Here is a 22,387-nt window from a genome sequence, read left to right on the forward strand (position 1 = left end):
AGCTACCCCAACTTGCTAGGGCTGGCTAGCTGCCAATTAAATTATCGCACGACTTCACGCGATAACATCAATCAAAAAATATTTTTATGCCTAATTACGAAGAAAAACCTTATTTAAAGAAGCATCAATTTACCACTAATAGGGAAGAACCATTAACGGCAAAAATAACTCTCAGACTTCCCCCATCAATGCTGGAAAAATTAAAAAGTCTAGATAACTATCCAGAATTTGTCAGGCAGGCAATTTGGGATGCATTAAATAAGCTTGAAAATTCAGATGACGCTACAGAATATTGATAATAATTCGTAATTTATAGAAAGGTTATTAGCTTTGACTAAAGCTTTAAGTCTTGGATATAAGCATCAGGTATATCCAACTAACGGGTAGCGAGGTGATCGCTTGACTTCCCAGCAGAAGTTATAGCAAGGGGAGAGAGTACGGTTAATGGTTACTTTGGTATGCAGATAGGAAAATATTAAGATCGGGGTTTATTGCTTTGAATTTTCGTAACCGAATTTATACTTAGTTAATTCTCATATCATTACTTTTAATTTAGTAAATTTTGAGAAAGCATCAGAGTTTTCACAAATGTCAATTTACCAAAATATACTTAATATTTAAAAAGTACAAAAATACTAGAATATTTATAATTTAAATATTTTTTTGGATAAAATTGGAGGATAAATGAGCATAGAAGAATTTGTTATTGATGTTGCCGAAGAATGTATATTAAATGAATTTACTGGTAGCAACAAAGTAGGTTCAGTAGCAGGTGGTGTAGGAGCATTATGTGCAATAGGCGCTTTAGGTCTTACTGGCCCAATTGCAATACCTTTAGCTATAGCTGGAGGAGTTTTAGCTGGTGCAAAAGGAGAGTCTTCAGTTAAAAATGCAGCAAGAGGTATAGGTTCTATAGTTGAAAGTGTAGCATTTGGAGTTGGTTCCGTAGTTGATAATGCAACTAAAGGAATAGCAGGGGGATTTGTAGGATTTATTGATATATTCAAAAGCGATGAAGATTTTTTTAAAAGAGGGGTTGAGAGGCTTGAAAATGAACAGTATGCAGAAGCAGTTGAAGATTTTTCTCAAGCAATAAAAATTAACCCTCAATATTCCGAAGCATATTTTTTGAGAGGTTGTATTTATTCTGATGCTGGTGAACATCAAGAAGCCATTAAAGATTTTTCTCAAGCAATAGAAATCAACCCTGAATGGGATGAAGCATATTTTTTAAGGGGCTGTACTCGTTCTGACGTTCATGACTATCGAGGAGCTATTGCTGATTACACACAGACAATCATAATTAATCCTGAACATTGTGAGGCTTATTGTAATAGAGGGCATCTTTTAGCTGCACAAAAAAATTACGATGGTGCGATTTTTGATTATACACAGAGTATTACACTCAATCCAAATGAAGTAGAGATTTATGAAAGAAGAGGGAGGATATATGTTGAGATTAAAGACTATAAACTTGCTCTAGCAGACTACACCCAAGTAATTAATTTGGATAAACGTAAATTTGATGTTTACTTTATCAGAGGTTGCATTCTTATTGATTTAAAAGACTATAAAGAAGCAATAAAAGATTTTACTTACATTATAGAAAATAACTATAATTTAGCCGACGCATACTTGTATAGAGCTAATGCTTATTTAGCAAATGAAAACTATCATAAAGCAATTGCCGATTTTACTGAAATTATCAATATTCGTCCTGATGATGTTAATTGTTTGTTAGACCGGGCTGGCGCTCGTGCTACTATTAAAGATTACAATGGTGCTATTGCAGATTATACTTTAGTGATTCAAAATCAATCTGAATCTGTTGATGTCTACTTTTATAGAGGTAATATTCGCAGTCTACAAAGAGACTTTAGAGGAGCAATTAAAGACTATAATAAAGTTATACAAATTGACCCAAATTATGCTTTTGCATATATAAAACGTGCTTCTATTCAGAAAGAACAAGGTAAAAATAAAGAAGCAATAGAAGATTTGAAGCTGGCAATCACTATTTTTTATAAGAAGTCTATGCTCAATGAAGTTAGAAATCTTCAACAAAAAATTAGAACTTTGGAAAATGAAATTAAAAATACTCCTTGGTGGAAAACACGGATTTTTTAAAATCACCAAATCGAAGCCGAAGAACTAACCAAAATTCTTGGTGCAATCATCGTCTCCACCAAAAGCCCTACCTAACCTCATCCTCCTCAATTTTTAATTTTCAATTTTTAATTTTTAATTCTCGAACGGAGAGGGGGAGATTCGAACTCCCGGAGGTTTTAGCCTCATCCGATTTCAAGTCGGACGCAATCGACCACTCTGCCACCTCTCCAGTAAATCTGTCTAGCTGCTGCTGACCAACATTTGTTGGTTAACACCAAAGCTGACAGATAATACTATATCTCATCATCTACGCAGGTTGCACTACTGAAGCCGATCGCTCGTAAAAAATTTCTTCAGATGCCACCTGAAAGTCATTCCCCACCCAAACTAGGGAAACTTGCGAAACCACGCCAGCCTCTAGGGAAACAAGGGAAAAATTACGCAGTTTCTCGCCCCCATTTTCCACAATCCTGGGTACGCTTGCCGCATTCAAGTAAATTGTTCCCTCTGGACTTCTAAAAACGGGCTTGCGTAGCACTTTCTTGGTATGTCGCAGAGTATGGTGCATGTGACCAAATGTCACCAGAGGAATGGTTTTACCAGCCGTGAGAGCCTGAGAAATCGCTTCACCAAAGTCTGGGTCGCCAAAGTCACCGCCGATAGGATGCCAGTCTTTCCCGCAAGGATCTTCTGGGCGATCGCCTAACCCACTAGGCCCGTTATGTCCCAGAAAAATAATCGTTTCGTAAGCAGCGCTTTTGACTGCTTTGACGATGCGATCGGCGGATTCTTCTAAACTCGCCACACCATATCTTTCTTGAACAATTTCCGCAAATCTCCACTCTGGGCCACCCCAACTAAAAGGACGACCCCCCACTACAGTTAAATTCCATGCCGGGAAATCCAGCTTGCCGTAACCGACATGGGCTATGCCTAATAAATCGAGTTGTTCTTGTACCCAATCTTCCTTAGAGCGATCATAGGGACACTTTCTCCGTCCCCATTCGGTGGCGGTGTACCAAGCATCGTGGTTGCCCATTACTGCTGCTTTGGGAATATCGAGGGAGGCGATCGCTTTTACTACTTCCACCGACTCATTGCCAAAATCTCCTACAAACAGCACTAAGTCAACACCCAAATGCTTGAGTGCAATACCATCTTCTACTTCCCATTGGTCATGAACATCTCCAATTACAGCAATTTTGAGGGTTGTTGATTGAGTTTTCTGACTGGTCATGCCACTTTCCTTGCCGTCTATCTCCAGGATATGAAACTCAGACGGATTTGGACACAACCCTATAAAACCAACCGTCTACTATTTTTGGTAAAAACTACTATAATTGAATCCACAGGACAAATACTTGCAACTAAGAGCAACCCCTAACTGTGTTTACCACTGCACTAGCTCAACGAGAAAAAACCCAACCGGGTGGACTACCATTAGATTTGTTTGCCGCTATTGAAAGTCTCAAAAAAGAACTCAATGCGGTGATTCTGGCGCATTACTATCAAGAGCCAGATATTCAAGATATTGCAGATTTTATTGGGGATTCATTACAACTGGCAAAAGCAGCAGAAAAAACCAATGCTGACGTGATCGTCTTTGCTGGTGTTCACTTTATGGCAGAGACAGCAAAGATACTTAATCCCGATAAATTGGTGCTGTTACCAGACTTGGATGCTGGTTGTTCTTTAGCAGACAGTTGTCCACCAGAAGCGTTTGCAGCTTTTAAAGCAGCTCATCCCGATCATTTGGTGGTTTCTTACATCAACTGCTCCGCTGAAATTAAAGCGATGAGCGATATTATTTGCACCAGTTCCAACGCCGTCAAAATTGTGCAGCAGATACCCCAGTCACAGCCGATTATTTTTGCTCCAGACCGCAATTTAGGGCGGTATGTCATGGAACAGACTGGAAGAGATTTACTGCTGTGGCAAGGTAGTTGTATTGTTCATGAAACATTTTCGGAAAAGAAAATTGTCCAGTTGAAAATTGCTTACCCAGAGGCAGAGGCGATCGCTCATCCAGAATGTGAAAGTAGTGTGTTGCGCCATGCTAGTTTTATCGGTTCTACAGCAGCTTTACTTAAATATTGTCAAGAAAGCCCAACACAAGAATTTATTGTGGCTACTGAACCGGGCATCATTCACCAAATGCAAAAACTAGCTCCTAATAAACGCTTTATTCCTGCGCCGCCATTGAATAACTGCAACTGCAATGAATGTCCATTTATGCGGTTAAATACTTTAGAAAAGTTGTATTTAGCAATGAAAAACCGCACCCCTGAAATTACTATGTCAGAGGAAATAAGAATTGCGGCACTGCGACCAATTCAAAAAATGCTAAAGATGAGTTTGTAGTTAAATTTGGGTTAGGTTGTATGAAGAAATATCAAACCAAAGTTGATTTTTTTGCTTGACCTAACCTAAAAACACTATTCGATCTCTGACTTCCTACTTCAGAATATGCCAGCAAGAGATGTTTTTCATGATGCAGTCAAGCATGGACTAATTACCGATGGATGGCAAATTACCCATGACCCGTTGCCAGTTAGTTGGGAATTGGGGGATATGTATATCGATTTGGGTGCAGAAAAGCTTCTTGCCGCCCAAAGAGATGAGGTGAAGATTGCAGTAGAGATTAAAAGTTTTGTAAGAACTTCAGCAATTTCTGAATTTCACACAGCATTAGGACAATTTATTAACTATCGACTGGCATTATCTGAAATTGAACCAGAACGCACGCTTTATTTAGCAGTACCAATTGATGCTTATAGTTCGTTTTTTACAACTAAATTCATACAAAATATTATCCGCATTTATCAACTTAAATTAATAGTTTATAACCCAGAAACAGAGGAGATTTTGGAATGGATAAACTAATACAGTACCGAGAAATCGTGCAAAAACTGCTACGTGAATATGCAGAAATTGGTAATCATGACTCAGATATAGAAACGCAAATAGTATTCGATACTGAACGAGATCATTATCAATTGATGAATGTGGGATGGAAAAATCAACGCCGCGTTTATGGTTGTTTTTTACATATTGATATTAAAGACGGTAAAGTCTGGTTGCAACACAATGGTACAGAATCCGAGGTAGCAGAAGAACTGGCAAATTTAGGAATTCCTAAACAGGATATTGTGATTGGATTCCACTCTCCTTTCAAGCGCAAGTTTACAGATTATGCTGTTAATTAAAATAATGATTCATAAATTTGGCATTCAATAAATTATTCTACAAGAAACAATCGCGGATTTTCTTGCAAAACTTTCCAAGATCTGGATGTTTGAGAATGCTGTAATTGGTAAATAGTTATTTACATTTTCTCTGAAAAAAGTAATGAATTACAACAGAAGTGTTGAATGTTAAGAAAAAGCCGATAAAAACAGCCCAAAACATGTTAAATTTTGGGCGAAGGATTAAAATATCTTAGTTTAACAGTGATTATAAATTCATTTCCCAAAATTGTCAAAGATATCCTGAAAGAACTGCCAAAAAACGATTATCCAGTATTGAACAGTCGTCTGTTTGTTGAGTGCTGGCTATCTTATGTATTGGATAATAGCTTAACAAGTATGCGAGATTTATTTACTAGATTAAACAACACAGGATTTGAAGTAGATATTTCTACGTTTTCTAAGGCAAGTTCTCATTCTGAACCACTCAACCATGCGAATAGGAGACTTTTTACCTGTTCTGGGGGTAATGCCTCAAGATGCTCTAAAATTTGCTGCCTAATATTGCTTGCTGTCATAAGCTTTTAATTTGTGTAGTAGCTATGCATAAATGCAAGATTTTTCACTACCATCCTTAAATTTTAACTTTATCAGATTGACAAAGCGAAACCCAACTAAGCAACATGTTTAACTTACACACCACTTAATTCATTTTGCTGCAATCATAGCTCCTTCATTTTTACTAGTAATTGTTGCCTTACTAAAAATATATTCCACTCCAGAAACTAAGATTTACTCTTTGCAGCTTCTTTTTGCGCCGCTTCACTATATTTCTTATATAGTTGAGTCCGAATTTTAGCTTCTTGATAGCGGTTGTAATTTGAAGGCACAGTTGCCATTAAATCCGAAGCCTGTTGCCATTTAGCAGCTAGCTCTAGCCACTGAGTTGAGGTTGTGGCTATTTTCCCAGATGCTGAGGCTTGGTTAGCAATTCGCACAGCTGCGATAAATGGCTCATCGGATGATTCAGAAAGACTATCTTTAGAGGCTGCTGTTTTATTTTTGTTAGGATTAGACGCAGTTACAGATTTAGTAGTTTCTGGTTGGGTTAGCTGTGTTAATTTATCACCCAATTGAGCATAAACAACCCAACCAAGTAACAATATAGAACATAAGCCAGTAGTTGCTAGTGCCGCTGTTTTTGAGAAATTTTTATGCTTTTTTTTGTTAATAAATACTGAAGTCCGAGAAAAGTGACTTTTTGGTAAACTGACTTTTACTAATTCAGGTTGGACTTCAGTCAAATCTGTAATTAGCTGCTTTAAAGCATTTGGCTGAATTAATGTAATTTCCTGTGACCACAGTACTTGATTTTCGCGATCGCTACAAATTTCCTTCAACCACAGTAATTGTTGTTCTCGGACAATTCGGCTGTTGATATTGACTTTACGAATATTACGTGGTGCGATCGCTTCTAGGATTTGCTGGATTCTTTCTACTGTGGTAGCTTGCTCAAGCTGCTCTAATTTGGCTGCCTCACACAGAAGTTGCAAGACACCATCAGAAAAAATGGCTCTAGTTCTGACACCAGAGTTAGCTAACTTTTCGTTCAATAATTGGATAATTGCCGCAACGCTGCCTTGGTGAGCTTGCCATGCAATATCGTTGATCCGATCTACCACTGGAGACTTGATGATAGCTCCTGCACCCTGACTTATTAATTGACTCATTAATTTAGAGACTCTATTCTACTGACCTTTGCTTTGTCTTCGATTTTACGAGTAAAAAGATCAGGTTGCCAAATAAAATTATAAAAATCAAACCTGCCTTTGTCTGTATTCAGAAAATTTGATTTAAACAAAACTAAATAGTATCAGTATGAGGTGAAACTTCCTTCCTAGCTGCGAATCAGCTTGTCTAGCTTGCTGTCTAACCAATCTTTGATATTTTAGCAATGCCCAAAAGTTTGCTTATCATTAAACATTGCACATTTAAACTAAGTACAATTGGTATAACTATCTCCTTTACAGGTAAAAATCAATAGTATAAACACTCACAAACTCTCTAATGCCTATAATTAGCCTGCGTAAAGCAGGCTTTGTTTTTTTAGCCCCAGGCTTTGAGCCTGCGGGCATTACATGCTGGATTTTAACGTTTGTAATTGTAAGATCTACCACCACTTTGAGGAGACGGCGGCAGAATTTCTTGATTTACTTCAAACAAATTTGGATTGCTAGGATCAACCGTAACTCTTAACCAATGTACATTGGGAGAGCCAAATGTCTCCACCCGTGTAAAGTTAGTAACTACCGTACCAGATGGATTATTTAAAGGCTTATCAATGCGGAAGTAATGGCTATCTCCATGAACGAGCATGACTGGCTTACTATAATCTTGTAATTCGGCTTGCAATGCATTAACAAAATCACGGAAACCATTCTGTTCTGCATTAGTTGGTGGTACATCAAAATCATCTGGGTTGGCATGGATAGTAATTACCAAACCAAGGTTTTTGTTGGCTTTAGCAAGGGCAAATGCTTTCTTTAACCAGACAAGGTTAGCAGCATTACGTTCAGCGTACTCAGCATCATTTTCTGCATTCCGTCCCAAGTTATTGTTACTACCAACAACATGGATGCCAACAAATAAAACATTACCCGCAGTCCAGTAAACATTTTCCCGAAACTTACTGAACTCTGGATTATCACTTTGACGTTCTAGTTCAATTGTCCTTTGTCCAAGACTTCTGTCTCCTTGTGTAAACAGTTCGCGTAATTTTGCTAAACGCTCAATCGGATCATATTCACCAGCAGCAGGGCGATGGCAATCTGTCCACTCGTTATCACCAAACACATAAACCACAGGATATCTGAATTGTTGGAATAGTTGCGATCGCTGTAGAAAAAATTCGTTTGAGCAAAGGCTTGAGCCGCTTTTAAAGTCCCCATCGTGAATGATAAAGCGAACCCAAGATTGATTGATATCTTTAATTAAGTTTTGATACTCCTCTTCTTGTCGAGCATCATAAGGTAAATCGCCAATGAGAGCAAAATCGAAACTTCTTGAATCACGATTATTCTGAAATGGTGGCTGGGCGCTTGTTGAAGAAAAAAATGTTGCAGAGAGAGCAAACAAGCAAAATAGAACCAAGGCTCCCAGCAGTTTTTTAAATTTCATATTTTGCGAACTGTGTTAATAACAAATCGCTCAAAGCGTAATATTAAGGGATTAAGAGTAAATTAAGAACTGTTCGATAAAAGGTAAATTTGATTTACTACGCGGGTAGTTGTCAGTTGTTAGTTGTCAGTTGTTAGTTGTCAGTTGTTAGTTGTTTTTTATCTAGTTTAATACCTCATCCCTTTGCGGTTAGTCTTAAAAAATTTTCACTACTGACCACTGACCACTGACCACTAACCACTGACCACTAACCACTGACCACTGACAAAACTCCATCCCCCAAGTGGCGTAGAGTTTTTATCTACTAATGTATTGTATTCAAATGTTGCAACCATTTCTGTATTATTTCTCTTTGGGTTTTGCCGAGTTTGATACTTGCACCTTTTAATGTATCCCGTGGAAAAATTTCCCGCAGATCAGCAAGCATTTCAGCAGAGCGACAAGCTTCTAAACATTCTGTAATATAATCTATTGAGTCCAGCATTAACCATTCTTTAGTAGCCTTTAATTCGCAAATATGACGCTGCATGAGTTGGATTATGGCTGGCTGTAGCATTTATATAAACTGCAATGCGAAAATTATTATAGATTTTTGCCGAGAAAAATAAACAATATTTATAGGTTTATAAAAACTAATTAAGACTTACGCCAAAAAATTTTAAACTCTTAGTTCTCTGCGTCCTCTGCGGTTCGTTTTTTTTCTTTATTCATGCGTCAATTCTGACGAATATCATAAAATAAGAATATCATAAATTATTTAGATATATTATATGAGGCGATCGCAATCATTCTATGCTAACTATTATTGGTTGCGGTAATCTCAACCGCAGTGACGACGCAGTAGGCGTAATCATCGCCCAACGCTTACAAAAATATCTCGCCGAACATCCTCATCCTGATGTGCGAGTTTATGATTGTGGAACCGCAGGGATGGAAGTGATGTTTCAAGCTAGAGGTAGCAAAAAGTTAGTAATTATTGATGCTAGTTCAACAAATTCAGAACCGGGTGCAGTATTTAAAGTCCCTGGTGAAGAACTAGAAGCACTCCCAGAACCTAGTTATAATTTGCATGATTTTCGTTGGGATAATGCTTTAGCCGCCGGACGGAAAATTTTTCACAATGACTTTCCTCAAGAGATAACAGTTTATTTAATTGAGGCGGCGAATCTTGATTTGGGACTAGAGTTAAGTCCTATTATTAAACATTCTGCCGATTTAGTTTTTGAAGAGGTAGCTGCAATAATCAGACAGAATGTTGAAGTGTGATATTCTTTTGTTTGGCGTTTATTGCCATTAAGCCCAATCACGATAAACAGAAAGTTCATCTACCCTCATTTCAAAAGGTATACCTTGACTTTCTGGAGGACAGACGCGGATTTTAGCACTGCTGATAATTGAGTTGAGTAATGTCCCCATTGGCACGATTTGTTGTAAAATACGCCAGTTAGTTACTTGATCGGGACATTCAATTACCAATGTCATAGCATTGGCTTGAGTTGTCACATACCAACGACAGTTAGATAGAAGATTTTGAATTGTGCGATCGCAACCTTCATAAAAGTATTTACTAATAGAATACTCTAGTTGCTGACGCAGTATAATATCTGCCGATGTCGGCTGTATGGGATGAGAGTCATCACCATTGAAATAAAACTTCTTGTTAGCCATTGCTCTTGATGTTCCTACTTAAATTCCAATCGCCATTGCATAGAGAATATCTTTGGTTGTTTCTAAGAATCTTCGAGTTTCGTCATCATAATAAGCACCAATTCCACTACATTGAATCCCTAAATAGTTGCTACCCAGATATATCCTTTGTCCTAAAAAACCAGCCAATTGCATTGCAGTTTGATAGCTTGTATAGTCGGACACAAAAAAGAAAGTTACAGCACAATCTCTTGCGATCACTTGATTAATGCATAAGTATCCTGTCTGTTCGCTGAAATCACCAGCCTGAAGCAGAAGAGTACCTTCATATAACCCAGGTGACATTCCTTCTACTCTATGCAAGACGGAATAAATTTCTATATCCTCACCATTTTCAGTTGGTATTGGTTGATCAAGCTGTTGCAAGATATATAAATAGTTTTCTTGAGAAATAAACTGTTTCCGGAAACGTCTCATAGAACGTCTATTCCAAACAGTTTGTTGAAATTTCTCCTGTTCAAAGTTAAACTGAGGCTGCTTTAGTTTCTGTTGTTTGCTCTTTTGTAAAGCTGTTACTTGATAGCTATCTTCAATAAATTGATTCGCTTCAAAATAATCTGTGCCGCAAACAAAAGGAACTTTCAACCTTAAGCTTCTAACTTGCTGATCTTGCACTTTTCCTGCGATCGCACAAGCGGTAATAAACTCTTTATTCTCAAATCCTAAATCTGTATTGAGAGCGAGTTTATCAAAGTCAAAAATTAATTGTATATCTTGGTCGTGGAGATAAGCTGATGCAGCGATTGCACCTAAATGGTGTCCGCTATCTAAAAAGCAATATCTCAAACTCCTATTTTGATATTTCCAACTAGACCTATAATAAACACAACTAATTAAAAAAATGAATCCGCTGATACTTTTGCTCGGTATAATATAGCTCTCTAAACCATCATCAATTAATTCATAGATTAATGTTAGACAATTATTCTCAACTTCTAAATGATATATTCCATCTATCATTCCCTCTATCCCGCGAATTTGGATATACACTTCTGTAGGATAAAGAGCGCCTGCTGATGGATTTACCCGCAGTTTATCAGGTGTATTCTTATATAATTTTTCTGAAGTAACAGCACTAGTTAACCAGATAAAAGCATGAACAGGATTATTGAGATTTAATTTCACCCGCCGATAAAATTTTGGGTAAACTTTAAATGCAATTGGTTGAGTTGATGCATCTACATAATTTGGATCAAGCTGCACCGATAAGTAAGAATGCTTGGTAGCGTCATGATAAGTTTTTCCTTGATTTTGATTTTGTGGCATTTTTTAGTAACATTAAAACTTCTATATTACTGGCGAAATCTATCGCTTGATAGTAGTCTAAGTTTTTCAAATCTAAATTAGGATGATGTTGCAAAAGTAACTTGACGACTTCAGTTTTTCCCGCTGATGCTACATACATTAAAACAGTTGCGCCATTATCATTTTGATTGTCAATATTAATATTGGCAGCAAGCAACAATTTAATTAATTCGTAGTGATTACCAAAACAAGCAAACCACAAAGCGTTATTGCGTAGGCGTAGCCCGCCGGAGGCATCGCTGTTTGTGGCATTAATATTCACACCGATATCAATCAATTCTTTAACAACAGAATAAACTCCTTCTCTTGTAGCTTTCATTAAAGCCGTATCGCCATTTTCACCTGGCTGATTTAAATCTTCCGGGTTATATCTGTTTGCTATTAACCATTGCTGAGTTACTTGGCTTAAATCTTGTTTATTGACTTGATTCATTGTATTTCTTAATTCCTACAAATTTGCTCGGTAAATTAAATGGTGAGCATTTGCCCACCATGATTATAGTTGCGTAAAACTTCTAATAAACCTATTAATTAATTCCTATAGTTTCTTCTTTTTCCGAAAATAGCTATCTTGTAACGAAAATATCAGTTACAGAAATAATGCTTTGTATTTCACCTTGAATAACTAGCACACGTCATACACTCTTTTTATTGCAGATATCTAATACCATTTCACGAAAAATTTGATACAGATTTAACCATTGAAAGGTTTACTGTATCTAGGTTTTTTAATTGCAAATTGCGACTTGCGAATTGGTATAACCATTTGCCCAACCTGTAAACTTGATCAAAATTGAAGTAAGGATGTCTTGGATAACCTCATAATCACTTTTTGTTGAAGCTTAGGTTCATTGCCAACAATTTAACTTATTTATATATTATCACTTTGATAAGTTTGAATTATGAATCATTCCTAAAGATCGCTATATGCATGAGAATAAATTATTTAAAAATGTTGAAAAAGCAGCTGATTTTACAGTTTATATCAAAAAATATTGATAGTTATTTTTTCCTCACTTCACTAATTATTGCAAAAAATATTTCTTGAGTATCTATTAAATAGAGTGTCATTTATTGTATATTTTATGCCTTGATTAGAGTTATTAAGAAAATTTAAATAACTTTACTTCCAATATATAAACTTGCTAGTTTATTCAGTATAAACAAGGAAAAGGAAAACTAAAACATGGAAATTAGCGCTCGTAATTCTCTTAAAGCTACTGTCAAAAAGATTGTAACTGGTTCAGTTAATACAGAGGTAACTTTAGAGTTAGCATCTGGAATAGAACTAGTATCCATCATCACAAAATCTTCAGCCGAAAAACTGGGACTTGCAGAAGGTAAACAAGCTTACGCTGTGATCAAGTCATCTGATGTAATAGTTGCTGTTGATTAAAAAGCAGGCGACTTGCTTTTTATTGCAAGTCGCCTAGAAGGAGAATTACATTTATACTTGCTTGATGATTAAATCAAATGTTTACAGTTACTAGTAGTTTTTAATTTATTATAAATAGCATAAATATTTATAGTTAATTGCAAATAATTCTACTAAAGAGCGTATAGATCAGGATATTTTGGAAGCGTTAATATTAGAAACAGTAAAATTTTTATAACCTGATTTTTCCTATATTATATTAATTTTTAAGAATGCGCACATAGATAGCACGCGCAACTTCTTTTTCTACATCTAATAATATCTTGCCAACTTTGACTATTAATGAGGGGAACTGCTGTTCTAAAGTAATGATAGTGCCTGTCGCTACACCCAATGATTTTAATTTTTTGAGGACTATATCATCTTTGATTTTACAATAAATGATAATGCCTTTTTCTCCTATTTGAAGCAATTCTAAAGAGCAGCCATATACACTAAAAGGAGTAAACATTGTCAAGATTAAAGAAAGATAAATAAGATATGAAAGATGAAGGATGATTATCAAAGTTTCATCCTTCATCATTTATTGAGTTGCTAATTTTAGCAACCACAGCAATAATTTAGACGAGGTATGGCTCTTGATGTGTTTTGATTGTGCAATTAGAACGGGGGTAAGTAACACAAAGTAGGGCGAATCCTTTTGACATTTGTTCGTCATCTAAAAAGATTTGATCAGATTGATCAACTTCACCTTCAACTACTTTACCTACACAACTAGAGCAAGAACCTGCATGACAAGAGAAGGGTAACTCAATACCATTTTCTTCTGCTGCTTCTAAAATGGTAGTCTCTTCGTCCACTTCAATTGTGGTATCGAGGTCTTCTTTTTTGCTGATTAATCTAACTTGGTAGGTAGCCATTTGTCGATTCTCCTCAAAATTTATAGGATGAGCTTAGATTCTCGAAGTTCGTGTAGCTCCCACCTTCGAGAAACGGTGCAGAGTACGTCTACGGGAAATCTTAAATAATTCGTAATTCGTAATTCGTAATTCGTAATTCGTAATTATTACTGCTCAATCAAAATTACAAATTACGTATGATTCAGTTACGAATTATTTAGCTGCAAGGTATACCAGTAGGTGTGCAATCACCTGCTTTGAAGGATTTTCCACAACCGCAGGTATCGCTGGCATTGGGGTTAGTGAACTTAAAGCCACTTTCCATCACTCCTTCGACAAAATCGATTACTACCCCTTCTAATAACGGCGCACTTTTAGGATCAACGTAAACGAGTACCTTACCTTGCTCAATTACCAAGTCATCTGGTTGTGGTTTGCTGGTAATGTCGATCGCATATTCATAACCATTGCAACCACCATCTTTTACAGAGACGCGGATACCTTTAGTTGCGTCGTTAGCGTTGGGAGAGGAACCTCGTAGGAATGCCCGTAAACGAAATTCTGCCTTTTCTGTCAAAGTAACACTCATCAAGTCTCCTGATCTGTAGCGATTATTAGTTCTGATGCGGAATGTGAGTTTTTTTGTGGTGATTCAGCCAAATTGCTGTGTTTTTGCCCAATCAGCAGTTAAGCTTCCGTGATATTTGCACTGTGGCGATCGCCTATGTTGTAAGATTGCTTGTGGGTTCCATCGATTTACCTTGAGCATATCTCCAAGGTGCAGTGTTACCACAAACTGGACAAGAGCGATCGCGATGAGAACGGCGCTTGGCAAATTCCATCCGATTTAAGTCAATCGTCAGTAATTGCGATAATAGAGGTTGACTAAACCCAGTGATCAACTTGATTGCTTCTAATGCTGTGAGACAAGCTAGTGTTCCAGAAACAGCGCCTAGAACTGAAAAGCCACGCCGATCCCAATCAGGCTTCTCTGGAAACAGACAAGATAAACAAGGAGTCACACCAGGAATAATCGTTGTTAAGTAAGCCTCCATCCCGTCCATTGCGGCTTCCACCATTGGTTTGCGCCAGCGGACACAAGCTTCATTCAGCAAATTGCGCTCTGTAAAATTGTGGGCGCAATCCAGCGTCATATCAGCGGATTGTACTAAAGAATCAACATTTTCTGGGGTGACGTAATCGTGAATTGCTTCTATTTGAATATCAGGATTGATTGCCTCTAGAGTTTCTTTAGCTTTGAAAACTCTTGGTTTGCCTACCCAATCATCCGTCATCAGAATCTGACGATTCATATCATCCAAGCGCAAGTCACCACCCCGGACTAGGATTAGCCGCCCAACGCCCGCTACTGCTAAGTAAAGCGCCGCCGTACCGCCCAATCCGCCCACACCCGTAACCAAAACCGTTGCTGACTTCAGGCGCTTCTGAGCTGTTTCGCCAAAATTCGGAAGCATCATTTGGCGACTATATCTTTCTAACTCGGTAGGCGTTAGGTTTATCACTTTGTACCTCCTAATCAGAAGTGATTTCTGCTAGCGTGACTACATTCTTCGGCTTATCGTTAAACACTTTGAACAGCTTTTGTTCATGGGGTGATGATTCGATAAATAACTCATAAGCTTTTTGTAAAGCCAAAGAATATTGAGTTAGCTTTTCTTCAGAACTTAAGTCAGGAAACTTCTCATCAACTTCTCCCATATATTGAGAGAATTTCTTCAAAATATGTAGACGATTTACATTCACAAATGTTTGGTCGTAGGGCAGATTAAAAAACTGCAAAAATTCTTCTGCATCTACGAGCTTTTTGAATTCATCAATAGTTCCACTCATTTAGCATTCTCCAATTGTTTTAGCTGTTGCTTAAGTTCATCTAACTGTCTATAGATTTCATAAGTTGCAGCCGCCACATCCATAAGTTGTTTGTAATCTGTGGGCAAACCTTCTGCTAAATCATGCAGATCCATCTTCATTTGCCCTGCTTTACTATTGAGCTTTCTGATTTTAGTTTTCAGTTCCTCAATTTTTGTTTCTCCTGCCTGCACCATTGATTACTCCTAGTTATTAAATTATCTTGGTGTCTTAGTGTCTTTGTGGTAATCAACCATCAAGGCACAAAGACACTAAGAACAATTAACTTTTAAGGCAGTATTTAAAGATTGCCTACTTCAGGGAAACGCTTCGCCAAATCAATGCCTTTTTGGACGAAATTTTCTCCTTCTTCTGCCAATTTTTCTAGGGAATCAAAACCAAAACGATGGGCATCCCGCAAGGTTTTGACAGCTAACAAAAGACGACCAGAAAAGACCAATGCCCAGCCAAACCCTTCGTGACTCAAATCAATTACGACTTGGGATATCAGTCCTGTTTCCTGTTCAATACCTGCGGCTACAGCGCGGAAAAATGCCATAATTCGTGCTTGAGTTATCGGATCAACTTCACCCTCAAGAGAAATTTCACGCTTCTTTTGTTTGGTGACAACAAAGGGCTTCAGAATTAATTCATCTGACCACTTGCGATAAGTTCCGTAAGTATCTTGACCTCGAATTTGTTGTATCAATATCTTCAAAAAAGGGGAACTCAAGACTTCGGCTGTGGCTGTTCCGTTAACACTATTATTTTCGCTCATACGGCTGCTTCATTTTCAATGTCGTCTGCAAAATTTGAAGTTTTTGGTTGTAAAGCCTTACGCAACCAAGGAGGAGGATTACCCTTGAGAGTTTGTACTAACTTAGTTAGCACTTCATTAATTTCTTCCTCTTCTGATTTCGCCTTGACTGGGGTAACACCTTTTTTGATTAAACGCGCTGCGGCGCTACCACCAATTGCTGTCACATAAACAATTGTGCAATCAACCAAAGCATCAAGTTTGGGTGTGATTTTATCCTCATTTCCATCTTCTTTAAGATCACCCTCAAACTTTAGAGTTTCTAAGAACTCATATCCCTTATCTGAGATCTCATAAACGTCAATTTCTCTTGCCCATCCGAAGTGAGCATTAATATGAACGTGGTCACTTGTGGTGAAGGCAATTTTCATCTAATTTGTCCTTTGTCAGTTGTTCTTTGTCAGTTGTCAGTTGTCAGTTGTCAGTTGCTTTTTTAATCGCTACTGACTACTAACTACTGACTACTGACTTTCTGTATTACCTAATCCCCATAAATGCTTAACTCTCTCTTCTTCGGCTTCTAAAAATAGATTGCCGATGCCAAACAAAAGCTCCATTGTGCCTCGGTAGCCAACTTTGGTGAACTGACCATTACCCAAGCGGTCATAAATGGGAATGCCCAAACGATAAAGAGGAATCGACAGACGTTTGGCGATCGCACCTACGTTAGAGTTGCCAATCAATAAATCAGACCCTACTGCTAGTTGCTCGAAGTCTTCTAAGTCACCGATGGTGACATTTTTGACAGGGAGTTGTTCTAGTAGCGGCGATCGCGTCGTTGTCACCGCTGCGTGAACTTGGGTTCCCATCGATTGCAGAAAACACACTGTTGACCACAATAAGTCAGGTTCTAGCGCCAAAGAAACTCGTTTAGCACCGAAGTAAAAATGAGTGTCCAACATGGCATCTTGTAACTGGCGGCGCTGGCGGCGGTATTTTTCGGGTACGCTGTTGCTGCTCAAAATCGCCAATGCTTGGAGAAACTCGTCTACAGCTTCTAATCCTGTGAGTTCACCAAACACCTCGTAGGGAATGCCAAACCGTTCTTCGAGGATTTTGGCTGCACCCCGCATACTTTCGCCCAAGGCGATCGTAAAGGCAGAACTACCTACTTCTCGTAACTGTTTTAAGGTAGTACCACTGGCTGTGACAGCGCTGTAGCCATCTTCTAAATGACCATCCAATGAAGCGCCCAAATCAGGTACAAAGATGGGTACTAAACCAAAAGCCGTAACCATCTCTTTGATTTCTTGGACATCCCCTGGTGTAAAAGCAGAACCCGCCAAAATCGTCACTTGCTCGGTTCTAATTCCACCTTGTTTAGGAATTTCCTTAACTATGCTTTCCACAGCAGCAGCAAAACCATCTTGCAATGCACCTTTAAAATCTGGTGTGGGTGCAAAAACAACCGGCAGATGATTTAGTTCTGGGTGGCGATCGCGGATATCTTTAAGAAAACGCTCGATGTCATCGCCTCTGGTTTCTGTCAGCCCTGTGCTACATAAACCAATAATTTCTGGGTTGACCTTTTCTACTAGGGTGAGAATTGCCTGCTCCACATTCTCTTCGCCACCCAAGATCGTAGTGACTTCCGTCATGGCTGTAGTAGCAAGGGGAATGGCTTCCCGAAAATGCCGTACAAGCACAACTTTGGCGAAGGCAGTACAACCTTGGGAACCGTGGAATAAGGGTATCATCCCTTTCAATCCCAAAAAGGCTAAAGATGCACCCAAGGCTTGGCTTTGCTTGAGGGGATTAACTGTAACTGCTTTGTTAGGAACGGTAACGATCGCCATTAGATAATCTCCTCCATCGACGCAAACAGAGAATGCTCTGTATCCCTCGCTCCTAGTGTTCCTTCGTCTTCATCCCAAGGGGCAGGTTTACGTATTTGTTCCCAGATGGGGCTGTAAAGGGCTTCGTATAATTCCCTTGCCATCTCAATCATTCCTACATAACCTGCATAAGGATGGTGGCGTTCTTGGTTGATATCTAAGAAAGGAATCCGCGCTTTCAAGGCAGTGTATTGGTTACGACCACCAGCAATCAGCATATCGGCGCGAGTGTCTTTAACCAGTTGCAACAGTTCTTGGGCGTTGCCTTTTTCCAGCATGATGCCATCGTTGCCGATTAAATTCTTAATCTTGGCTTTATCTTCCTCGGTGCTTTTTCTGGTGCTGGTAGCAACAACTTCTATGCCTAAGTCCTTAGCTGCTGAGATAATCGACCAACTCTTAACACCGCCAGTATACAGAACGACTCGTTTACCTTTGAGTCGGGCACGATAAGGAGCTAGAGCCAAATCTAGAGCCGCAGTTTCTTCGGCGATCAGCTTTTCTGTGCGCTCTTGCAAATCAGGATCACCCAATTTAGCGGCAATGTTCCGCAAACAGCGGTTCATATCATCAATGCCGTAAAAAGACTCTTCAATGTAAGGAATGTTGTAGCGCTCCTCCATTTTTCTGGCCATGTTGAGCAGCGCTCGCGAGCAAATCATTACATTGAGCTTGGCACGGTGGGCGTAGCGAATTTCGTTGTAGCGAGCATCGCCCGTAATTTTAGATAGAACACGAATGCCTAATTTTTCTAACAGTGGTGTTACTCCCCACATCTCCCCGGCGATGTTGTATTCACCGATTAAGTTAATATCATAGGGCGTTGTATGTTCTGGTTCTGCTGTGCCGACAACATATTCCAACAAAGATTCACCACCAAAGCGGTTGCCCAAATTTTTACTGCCAATGAATCCTGGAGCAATCACAGGAATTACAGGAGTACCGATTTTTTGTGCCGCAGCCTTACAAACAGCATCGATATCATCGCCAATTAAAGCGGTAACACAAGTAGCGTAAACAAACACCGCTGCTGGATTGTAACGTTCTTGAACTTCCAAAATCGCTTTATAGAGTTTCTTTTCACCACCGAAAATCACATCATTTTCGGTTAAGTCAGTGGTGAAACCCGTCTTGTAAAGCATAGGGCCAGAAGAGAGACTACCACGACTACCCCAAGAGTTACCAGCACAGGCGATCGGGCCGTGGACTAGATGAGCAGCATCTGCGATCGGCACTAGGGCAATCATTGCACCATCAAAAGCACAGCCTCCTTGAGCAGCTCCTGGTTGTGCTTGTTGGGTACAAGACTTGTTTTTCTTTTCTCCCTGTTTCTGCTGATTATGTTCGCATCCTGGCTCATTGAGCAGCTCGTTGATTTTGCCTTGGGTAATTTTCATCTCTCTTCTCTTACTGGATGGCAGGTGTTATACGAATTCGTGAAGCAGTACGGTCTTCTCCCAAGGGGAAACGCTACGCGATGGGGTCTCCCCAAGTGGAGTAACTGCTGAGCCCGAAGGGTAATTCGTAATTCGTAATTAAGAAATGCTGGAGAATTGTGTGAATTATTTTTTGTCAGTAGTTAGTTATTAGTTTTAACAACTGACAAATAACTAACTACTGACAACTGACAACTGACAAATAACTAACAAATATATTTCGTGACATCCTCTCCACATTCATCAGCAAGATAAGATAAGGCACGAAAACGCATTCCGACAAACTCGTTGTATAAGGGATTAAGTTTACACAGAGGTGGAATATTCAAAGTTCGCCCAAATAACTTAAGGCTGCGCTCAAAAGGGCAACAGCAAGGAATTACTTGGCAAATTATGTGAGCAAGGCGATAATTTTTAACCGGAATTCCATCCACAAAATTACGTGCAGGATTCATCAGTTTGTGAAACCAACCTGGCTTTTTATAGTTAGGTGGATGGTAATTAGGATGAGGATGAGTATGGGAATGAGAATGAGTGTGATTGATGGTTTCCATATTACAGATATCTCAGGAAAATGCTAAATTCGGGAGTGGATAATGGGTACTGGGGAGTGGGTATTGAGGAAAATCTTTCCCAATCCCTAGTCCCCAGTCCCTGTTACCTAGTCCCTAGTAAGCTAGATTTTTCCGCAATTTCTAACGAATTAAGTCGTAAGAAATATCGGTCTTAGAAGGAATATTGGTGTTGCGATCGATTTCTTCAAACAGGGTATTTACAGTCCAGTTGAGGAGGTTGATCACACCTTGATAACCAATGGTGCTGTAGCGGTGTAAGTGGTGACGATCCATGATGGGATAACCGATTCTCACGAGGGGAATCTTGGTGTCGCGCCACAGATACTTACCGTATGTGTTACCAACTAAGAAGTCTACTGGTTCGGTGAACAACAGTGAACGCATGTGCCACAAGTCTTTACCAGGCCAAACAGTTGCATGTTGACCGAAGGGGCTAGAAGCAAGCAATTCTTTGATTTCTGCTTCAAATACTTCGTTGCTGTTGTGAACCAAGATATGCACAGGTTCAGCACCCATTTCTAGCATAAAGCCAACTACGCTGTATACTAAATCTGGTTCGCCGTAGATAGCGAAGCGCTTGCCGTGAATCCATGAGTGGGAGTCAGTCATGGCATCAACTGCACGACCGCGTTCAATTTCCAATTCTTGAGGAATGGGAATACCACTCAGTTCGCTGAGTTTCATCAAGAACTCATCAGTACCTTTAATGCCCCAAGGACGGGAAACTGAAGTTGGTTGCTTCCATTCTTTTTCGATGTACTCGCGGGTTTTGGGTGTAGAGTGTGCTTGCAGAGCGATCGTAGCTTTCGCATTGATTGAATCTGCTGCATCTTCTAGCTTTGTTCCACCTGGATACATATCAAATTCACCTGTGTTTGGTGAATCCAGGTAATCGCTGTTGTCAGCCAAAATGGTGTAATCAAAGCCGAACAGAGAAGCAATCCGCTTGATTTCGCGGTTGTTGCCCACGTAGGTGTCAAAACCTGGGATAAAGTTGATCTTGCCGTTGCTGGTTTCTTTCTTCTTACCTGCGGTCAGGTTAGAAAGAATTCCCTTCATCATGTTGTCGTAGCCAGTGATGTGGGAACCGACAAAGCTAGGTGTGTGGGCGTAAGGTACTGGGAATTCTTGAGGAACTGCACCAGCTTGTTTAGCGTTGTTGATGAAAGCCTGTAAGTCATCACCAATTACTTCTGCCATACAGGTGGTGCAAACAGCAATCATCTTAGGCTTGTAAAGTTGGTAAGAGTTCGACAAGCCGTCGATCATGTTTTGCATACCGCCGAATACCGCTGCATCTTCGGTCATTGAAGAAGATACACCAGAGAATGGTTCTTTGTAGTGGCGGGTTAAGTGGGTGCGGAAGTAAGCTACGCAACCTTGAGAACCTTGTACGAAGGGTAGTGTACCTTCAAAACCAACAGCAGCAAAGATTGCTCCTAAAGGTTGGCAACCTTTAGCAGGGTTAACGGTTAAAGCTTCACGAGCGAAGTTCTTTTCACGATATTCCCAACCCTTTGTCCATTCTGCAACTCGCGCAACTTCTTCAGGGGTGTGACCGTTTTCAAACTGCTTTTTGTTTTCAAATAGCTGTTGATATTCCGGTTGGTGAAATAACTCTACGTGGTCTTGAATTTTTTCTGGATTCTGAGGCATTTGGTGGATCTCCAAGCTTACTGAAGTCGTTACTAATCGAGGAATTGTGCGGTTAATTGCGTCTGTACAAGCAAGGTGGGAGTGAGAATGTAACTCAAAATTCAGAATGCAAAAATCAAAATAAACTTTTAACTTTTGAATTTTGAACTTTGAATTCCCGACTCCCCCCTGGGGCTAAAACCCCAGGCTATCCCTACTTATCCCTTTCCCATCTAGGCGGTAGCTTTAGCTGTAGCTTTAGCTTCAGCCTTCTTGCTCCAAGGAGCGCCAATTAAGCCCCAGGTTGGGCTGTTGAGTGCCAAATCCATATCACGAGCGAAAATAGCGAAGCCATCATAACCGTGATAAGGGCCGGAGTAATCCTTTTTATGGTTAAATGACTTTCAATAGCCTAATGTTTGCTGTAAGCAATGTCTGTCATAAGCATTGTTCACTGAGAACA

26 protein-coding genes, 1 tRNA gene and 2 pseudogenes are annotated in these 22,387 nt (G+C 39.3%); 8 read left to right on the plus strand and 21 right to left on the minus strand.

What is annotated here, in order from left to right; translation table 11 throughout:
* Positions 1-86 precede the first annotated feature (86 nt).
* Both I8751_RS07420 and I8751_RS07425 read left to right on the plus strand, forming a co-directional pair.
* The gene (locus I8751_RS07420; RefSeq protein ID WP_214438530.1) at positions 87-296 is read left to right on the plus strand and encodes a ribbon-helix-helix domain-containing protein; all 210 of its coding nucleotides are present in this window, start codon (positions 87-89) and stop codon (positions 294-296) included.
* A 388-nt stretch (positions 297-684) separates the two neighbouring features.
* Positions 685-2,127, plus strand: coding sequence for a tetratricopeptide repeat protein (locus I8751_RS07425; RefSeq protein WP_214438531.1), 1,443 nt, complete (start codon positions 685-687; stop codon positions 2,125-2,127).
* Between the two features lie 126 nt (positions 2,128-2,253).
* On the opposite strand, the gene I8751_RS07430 is transcribed toward I8751_RS07425, so the two are convergent.
* Together I8751_RS07430 and I8751_RS07435 are read right to left on the minus strand one after the other, a co-directional pair.
* A tRNA-Ser gene (locus I8751_RS07430) sits at positions 2,254-2,338 on the minus strand.
* A gap of 78 nt (positions 2,339-2,416) precedes the next feature.
* Positions 2,417-3,346 carry a TIGR04168 family protein gene (locus I8751_RS07435; protein ID WP_214438532.1) on the minus strand — a complete coding sequence of 310 codons (930 nt, stop codon included), beginning with the start codon at positions 3,344-3,346 and terminating at the stop codon, positions 2,417-2,419.
* 149 nt (positions 3,347-3,495) lie between these two features.
* Between I8751_RS07435 and nadA the strand changes: the two genes are divergently transcribed.
* From nadA to I8751_RS07455, 4 genes and pseudogenes are all read left to right on the plus strand, one after another.
* The gene (gene nadA / locus I8751_RS07440) at positions 3,496-4,470 is read left to right on the plus strand and encodes a quinolinate synthase NadA (RefSeq protein ID WP_214438533.1); all 975 of its coding nucleotides are present in this window, start codon (positions 3,496-3,498) and stop codon (positions 4,468-4,470) included.
* Between the two features lie 105 nt (positions 4,471-4,575).
* Positions 4,576-4,992, plus strand: a complete 417-nt coding sequence (locus I8751_RS07445) for a XisH family protein (protein WP_214438534.1) — start codon at positions 4,576-4,578, stop codon at positions 4,990-4,992.
* Positions 4,980-5,315: a XisI protein gene (locus I8751_RS07450; RefSeq protein WP_214438535.1), complete on the plus strand. Its 336-nt coding sequence runs from the start codon at positions 4,980-4,982 to the stop codon at positions 5,313-5,315. The genes I8751_RS07445 and I8751_RS07450 overlap by 13 nt, the downstream gene beginning before the upstream one ends.
* Before the next feature lie 243 nt (positions 5,316-5,558).
* Positions 5,559-5,771, plus strand: a pseudogene (locus I8751_RS07455) (IS4 family transposase); the annotation flags it as partial.
* 308 nt (positions 5,772-6,079) lie between these two features.
* On the opposite strand, the gene I8751_RS07460 reads toward I8751_RS07455, so the two are convergent.
* The 3 genes from I8751_RS07460 to I8751_RS07470 form a co-directional block, all read right to left on the minus strand.
* Complete coding sequence (locus I8751_RS07460; RefSeq protein ID WP_214438536.1) at positions 6,080-7,024, minus strand: hypothetical protein; 945 nt, start codon at positions 7,022-7,024, stop codon at positions 6,080-6,082.
* Positions 7,025-7,442: 418 nt separating this feature from the next.
* Positions 7,443-8,471 (minus strand): metallophosphoesterase, encoded by a 1,029-nt coding sequence (locus I8751_RS07465; protein ID WP_214438537.1) that lies wholly within the window; start codon positions 8,469-8,471, stop codon positions 7,443-7,445.
* A 304-nt stretch (positions 8,472-8,775) separates the two neighbouring features.
* A complete protein-coding gene (locus I8751_RS07470; protein WP_225894015.1) occupies positions 8,776-9,027 on the minus strand; it encodes a hypothetical protein in 252 nt (83 codons plus the stop codon).
* Positions 9,028-9,263: 236 nt separating this feature from the next.
* Between I8751_RS07470 and I8751_RS07475 the strand changes: the two genes are divergently transcribed.
* Positions 9,264-9,737 carry a hydrogenase maturation protease gene (locus I8751_RS07475; protein WP_214438538.1) on the plus strand — a complete coding sequence of 158 codons (474 nt, stop codon included), beginning with the start codon at positions 9,264-9,266 and terminating at the stop codon, positions 9,735-9,737.
* A gap of 27 nt (positions 9,738-9,764) precedes the next feature.
* Here the strand turns inward: I8751_RS07475 and I8751_RS07480 are convergent, their stop codons facing one another.
* From I8751_RS07480 to I8751_RS07490, 3 genes are read right to left on the minus strand one after another with little or no spacing between them, the layout of a single operon-like run.
* A complete protein-coding gene (locus I8751_RS07480) occupies positions 9,765-10,139 on the minus strand; it encodes a hypothetical protein (RefSeq protein ID WP_214438539.1) in 375 nt (124 codons plus the stop codon).
* Positions 10,140-10,157: 18 nt separating this feature from the next.
* On the minus strand, positions 10,158-11,444 hold the full coding sequence (locus I8751_RS07485; RefSeq protein WP_214438540.1) for a SagB family peptide dehydrogenase: 1,287 nt from the start codon (positions 11,442-11,444) through the stop codon (positions 10,158-10,160).
* Positions 11,407-11,916 carry an ankyrin repeat domain-containing protein gene (locus I8751_RS07490; RefSeq protein ID WP_214438541.1) on the minus strand — a complete coding sequence of 170 codons (510 nt, stop codon included), beginning with the start codon at positions 11,914-11,916 and terminating at the stop codon, positions 11,407-11,409. Before I8751_RS07490 ends, I8751_RS07485 begins: the two co-directional genes overlap by 38 nt.
* Before the next feature lie 753 nt (positions 11,917-12,669).
* Here I8751_RS07490 and I8751_RS07495 point away from each other — a divergent pair.
* Positions 12,670-12,879 (plus strand): TOBE domain-containing protein, encoded by a 210-nt coding sequence (locus I8751_RS07495; protein ID WP_214438542.1) that lies wholly within the window; start codon positions 12,670-12,672, stop codon positions 12,877-12,879.
* Positions 12,880-13,117: 238 nt separating this feature from the next.
* Here the strand turns inward: I8751_RS07495 and I8751_RS07500 are convergent, their stop codons facing one another.
* From I8751_RS07500 to I8751_RS30350, 13 genes and pseudogenes are all read right to left on the minus strand, one after another.
* Positions 13,118-13,441, minus strand: coding sequence for a FeoA family protein (locus I8751_RS07500; RefSeq protein WP_318780301.1), 324 nt, complete (start codon positions 13,439-13,441; stop codon positions 13,118-13,120).
* A 37-nt stretch (positions 13,442-13,478) separates the two neighbouring features.
* Entirely contained in the window at positions 13,479-13,778 is a 300-nt protein-coding gene (locus I8751_RS07505) for a 2Fe-2S iron-sulfur cluster-binding protein (RefSeq protein ID WP_214438543.1), read from the minus strand.
* A 196-nt stretch (positions 13,779-13,974) separates the two neighbouring features.
* Entirely contained in the window at positions 13,975-14,346 is a 372-nt protein-coding gene (locus I8751_RS07510; RefSeq protein ID WP_214438544.1) for a HesB/IscA family protein, read from the minus strand.
* A gap of 133 nt (positions 14,347-14,479) precedes the next feature.
* Complete coding sequence (locus I8751_RS07515; RefSeq protein WP_214438546.1) at positions 14,480-15,280, minus strand: HesA/MoeB/ThiF family protein; 801 nt, start codon at positions 15,278-15,280, stop codon at positions 14,480-14,482.
* 10 nt (positions 15,281-15,290) lie between these two features.
* Positions 15,291-15,608 (minus strand): nitrogenase-stabilizing/protective protein NifW, encoded by a 318-nt coding sequence (gene nifW, locus I8751_RS07520; RefSeq protein ID WP_214438547.1) that lies wholly within the window; start codon positions 15,606-15,608, stop codon positions 15,291-15,293.
* Positions 15,605-15,823: a CCE_0567 family metalloprotein gene (locus I8751_RS07525; protein ID WP_214438548.1), complete on the minus strand. Its 219-nt coding sequence runs from the start codon at positions 15,821-15,823 to the stop codon at positions 15,605-15,607. The genes nifW and I8751_RS07525 overlap by 4 nt, the downstream gene beginning before the upstream one ends.
* Before the next feature lie 104 nt (positions 15,824-15,927).
* Positions 15,928-16,404: a NifX-associated nitrogen fixation protein gene (locus I8751_RS07530; protein WP_214438549.1), complete on the minus strand. Its 477-nt coding sequence runs from the start codon at positions 16,402-16,404 to the stop codon at positions 15,928-15,930.
* A complete protein-coding gene (gene nifX / locus I8751_RS07535; RefSeq protein WP_214438550.1) occupies positions 16,401-16,814 on the minus strand; it encodes a nitrogen fixation protein NifX in 414 nt (137 codons plus the stop codon). Before nifX ends, I8751_RS07530 begins: the two co-directional genes overlap by 4 nt.
* A gap of 90 nt (positions 16,815-16,904) precedes the next feature.
* Positions 16,905-18,239 (minus strand): nitrogenase iron-molybdenum cofactor biosynthesis protein NifN, encoded by a 1,335-nt coding sequence (nifN, locus tag I8751_RS07540; RefSeq protein WP_214438551.1) that lies wholly within the window; start codon positions 18,237-18,239, stop codon positions 16,905-16,907.
* Positions 18,239-19,675 carry a nitrogenase iron-molybdenum cofactor biosynthesis protein NifE gene (gene nifE, locus I8751_RS07545; RefSeq protein ID WP_214438552.1) on the minus strand — a complete coding sequence of 479 codons (1,437 nt, stop codon included), beginning with the start codon at positions 19,673-19,675 and terminating at the stop codon, positions 18,239-18,241. The genes nifN and nifE overlap by 1 nt, the downstream gene beginning before the upstream one ends.
* Before the next feature lie 245 nt (positions 19,676-19,920).
* The gene (locus I8751_RS07550) at positions 19,921-20,268 is read right to left on the minus strand and encodes a Mo-dependent nitrogenase C-terminal domain-containing protein (protein WP_214438553.1); all 348 of its coding nucleotides are present in this window, start codon (positions 20,266-20,268) and stop codon (positions 19,921-19,923) included.
* Between the two features lie 141 nt (positions 20,269-20,409).
* On the minus strand, positions 20,410-21,945 hold the full coding sequence (gene nifK / locus I8751_RS07555; RefSeq protein ID WP_214438554.1) for a nitrogenase molybdenum-iron protein subunit beta: 1,536 nt from the start codon (positions 21,943-21,945) through the stop codon (positions 20,410-20,412).
* 212 nt (positions 21,946-22,157) lie between these two features.
* Positions 22,158-22,316 (minus strand): annotated as a pseudogene (locus tag I8751_RS30350) (nitrogenase molybdenum-iron protein alpha chain); the annotation flags it as partial.
* Positions 22,317-22,387 lie beyond the last annotated feature (71 nt).

Source organism: Atlanticothrix silvestris CENA357 (genome assembly GCF_016056295.1).
Taxonomy (GTDB): domain Bacteria; phylum Cyanobacteriota; class Cyanobacteriia; order Cyanobacteriales; family Nostocaceae; genus Atlanticothrix; species Atlanticothrix silvestris.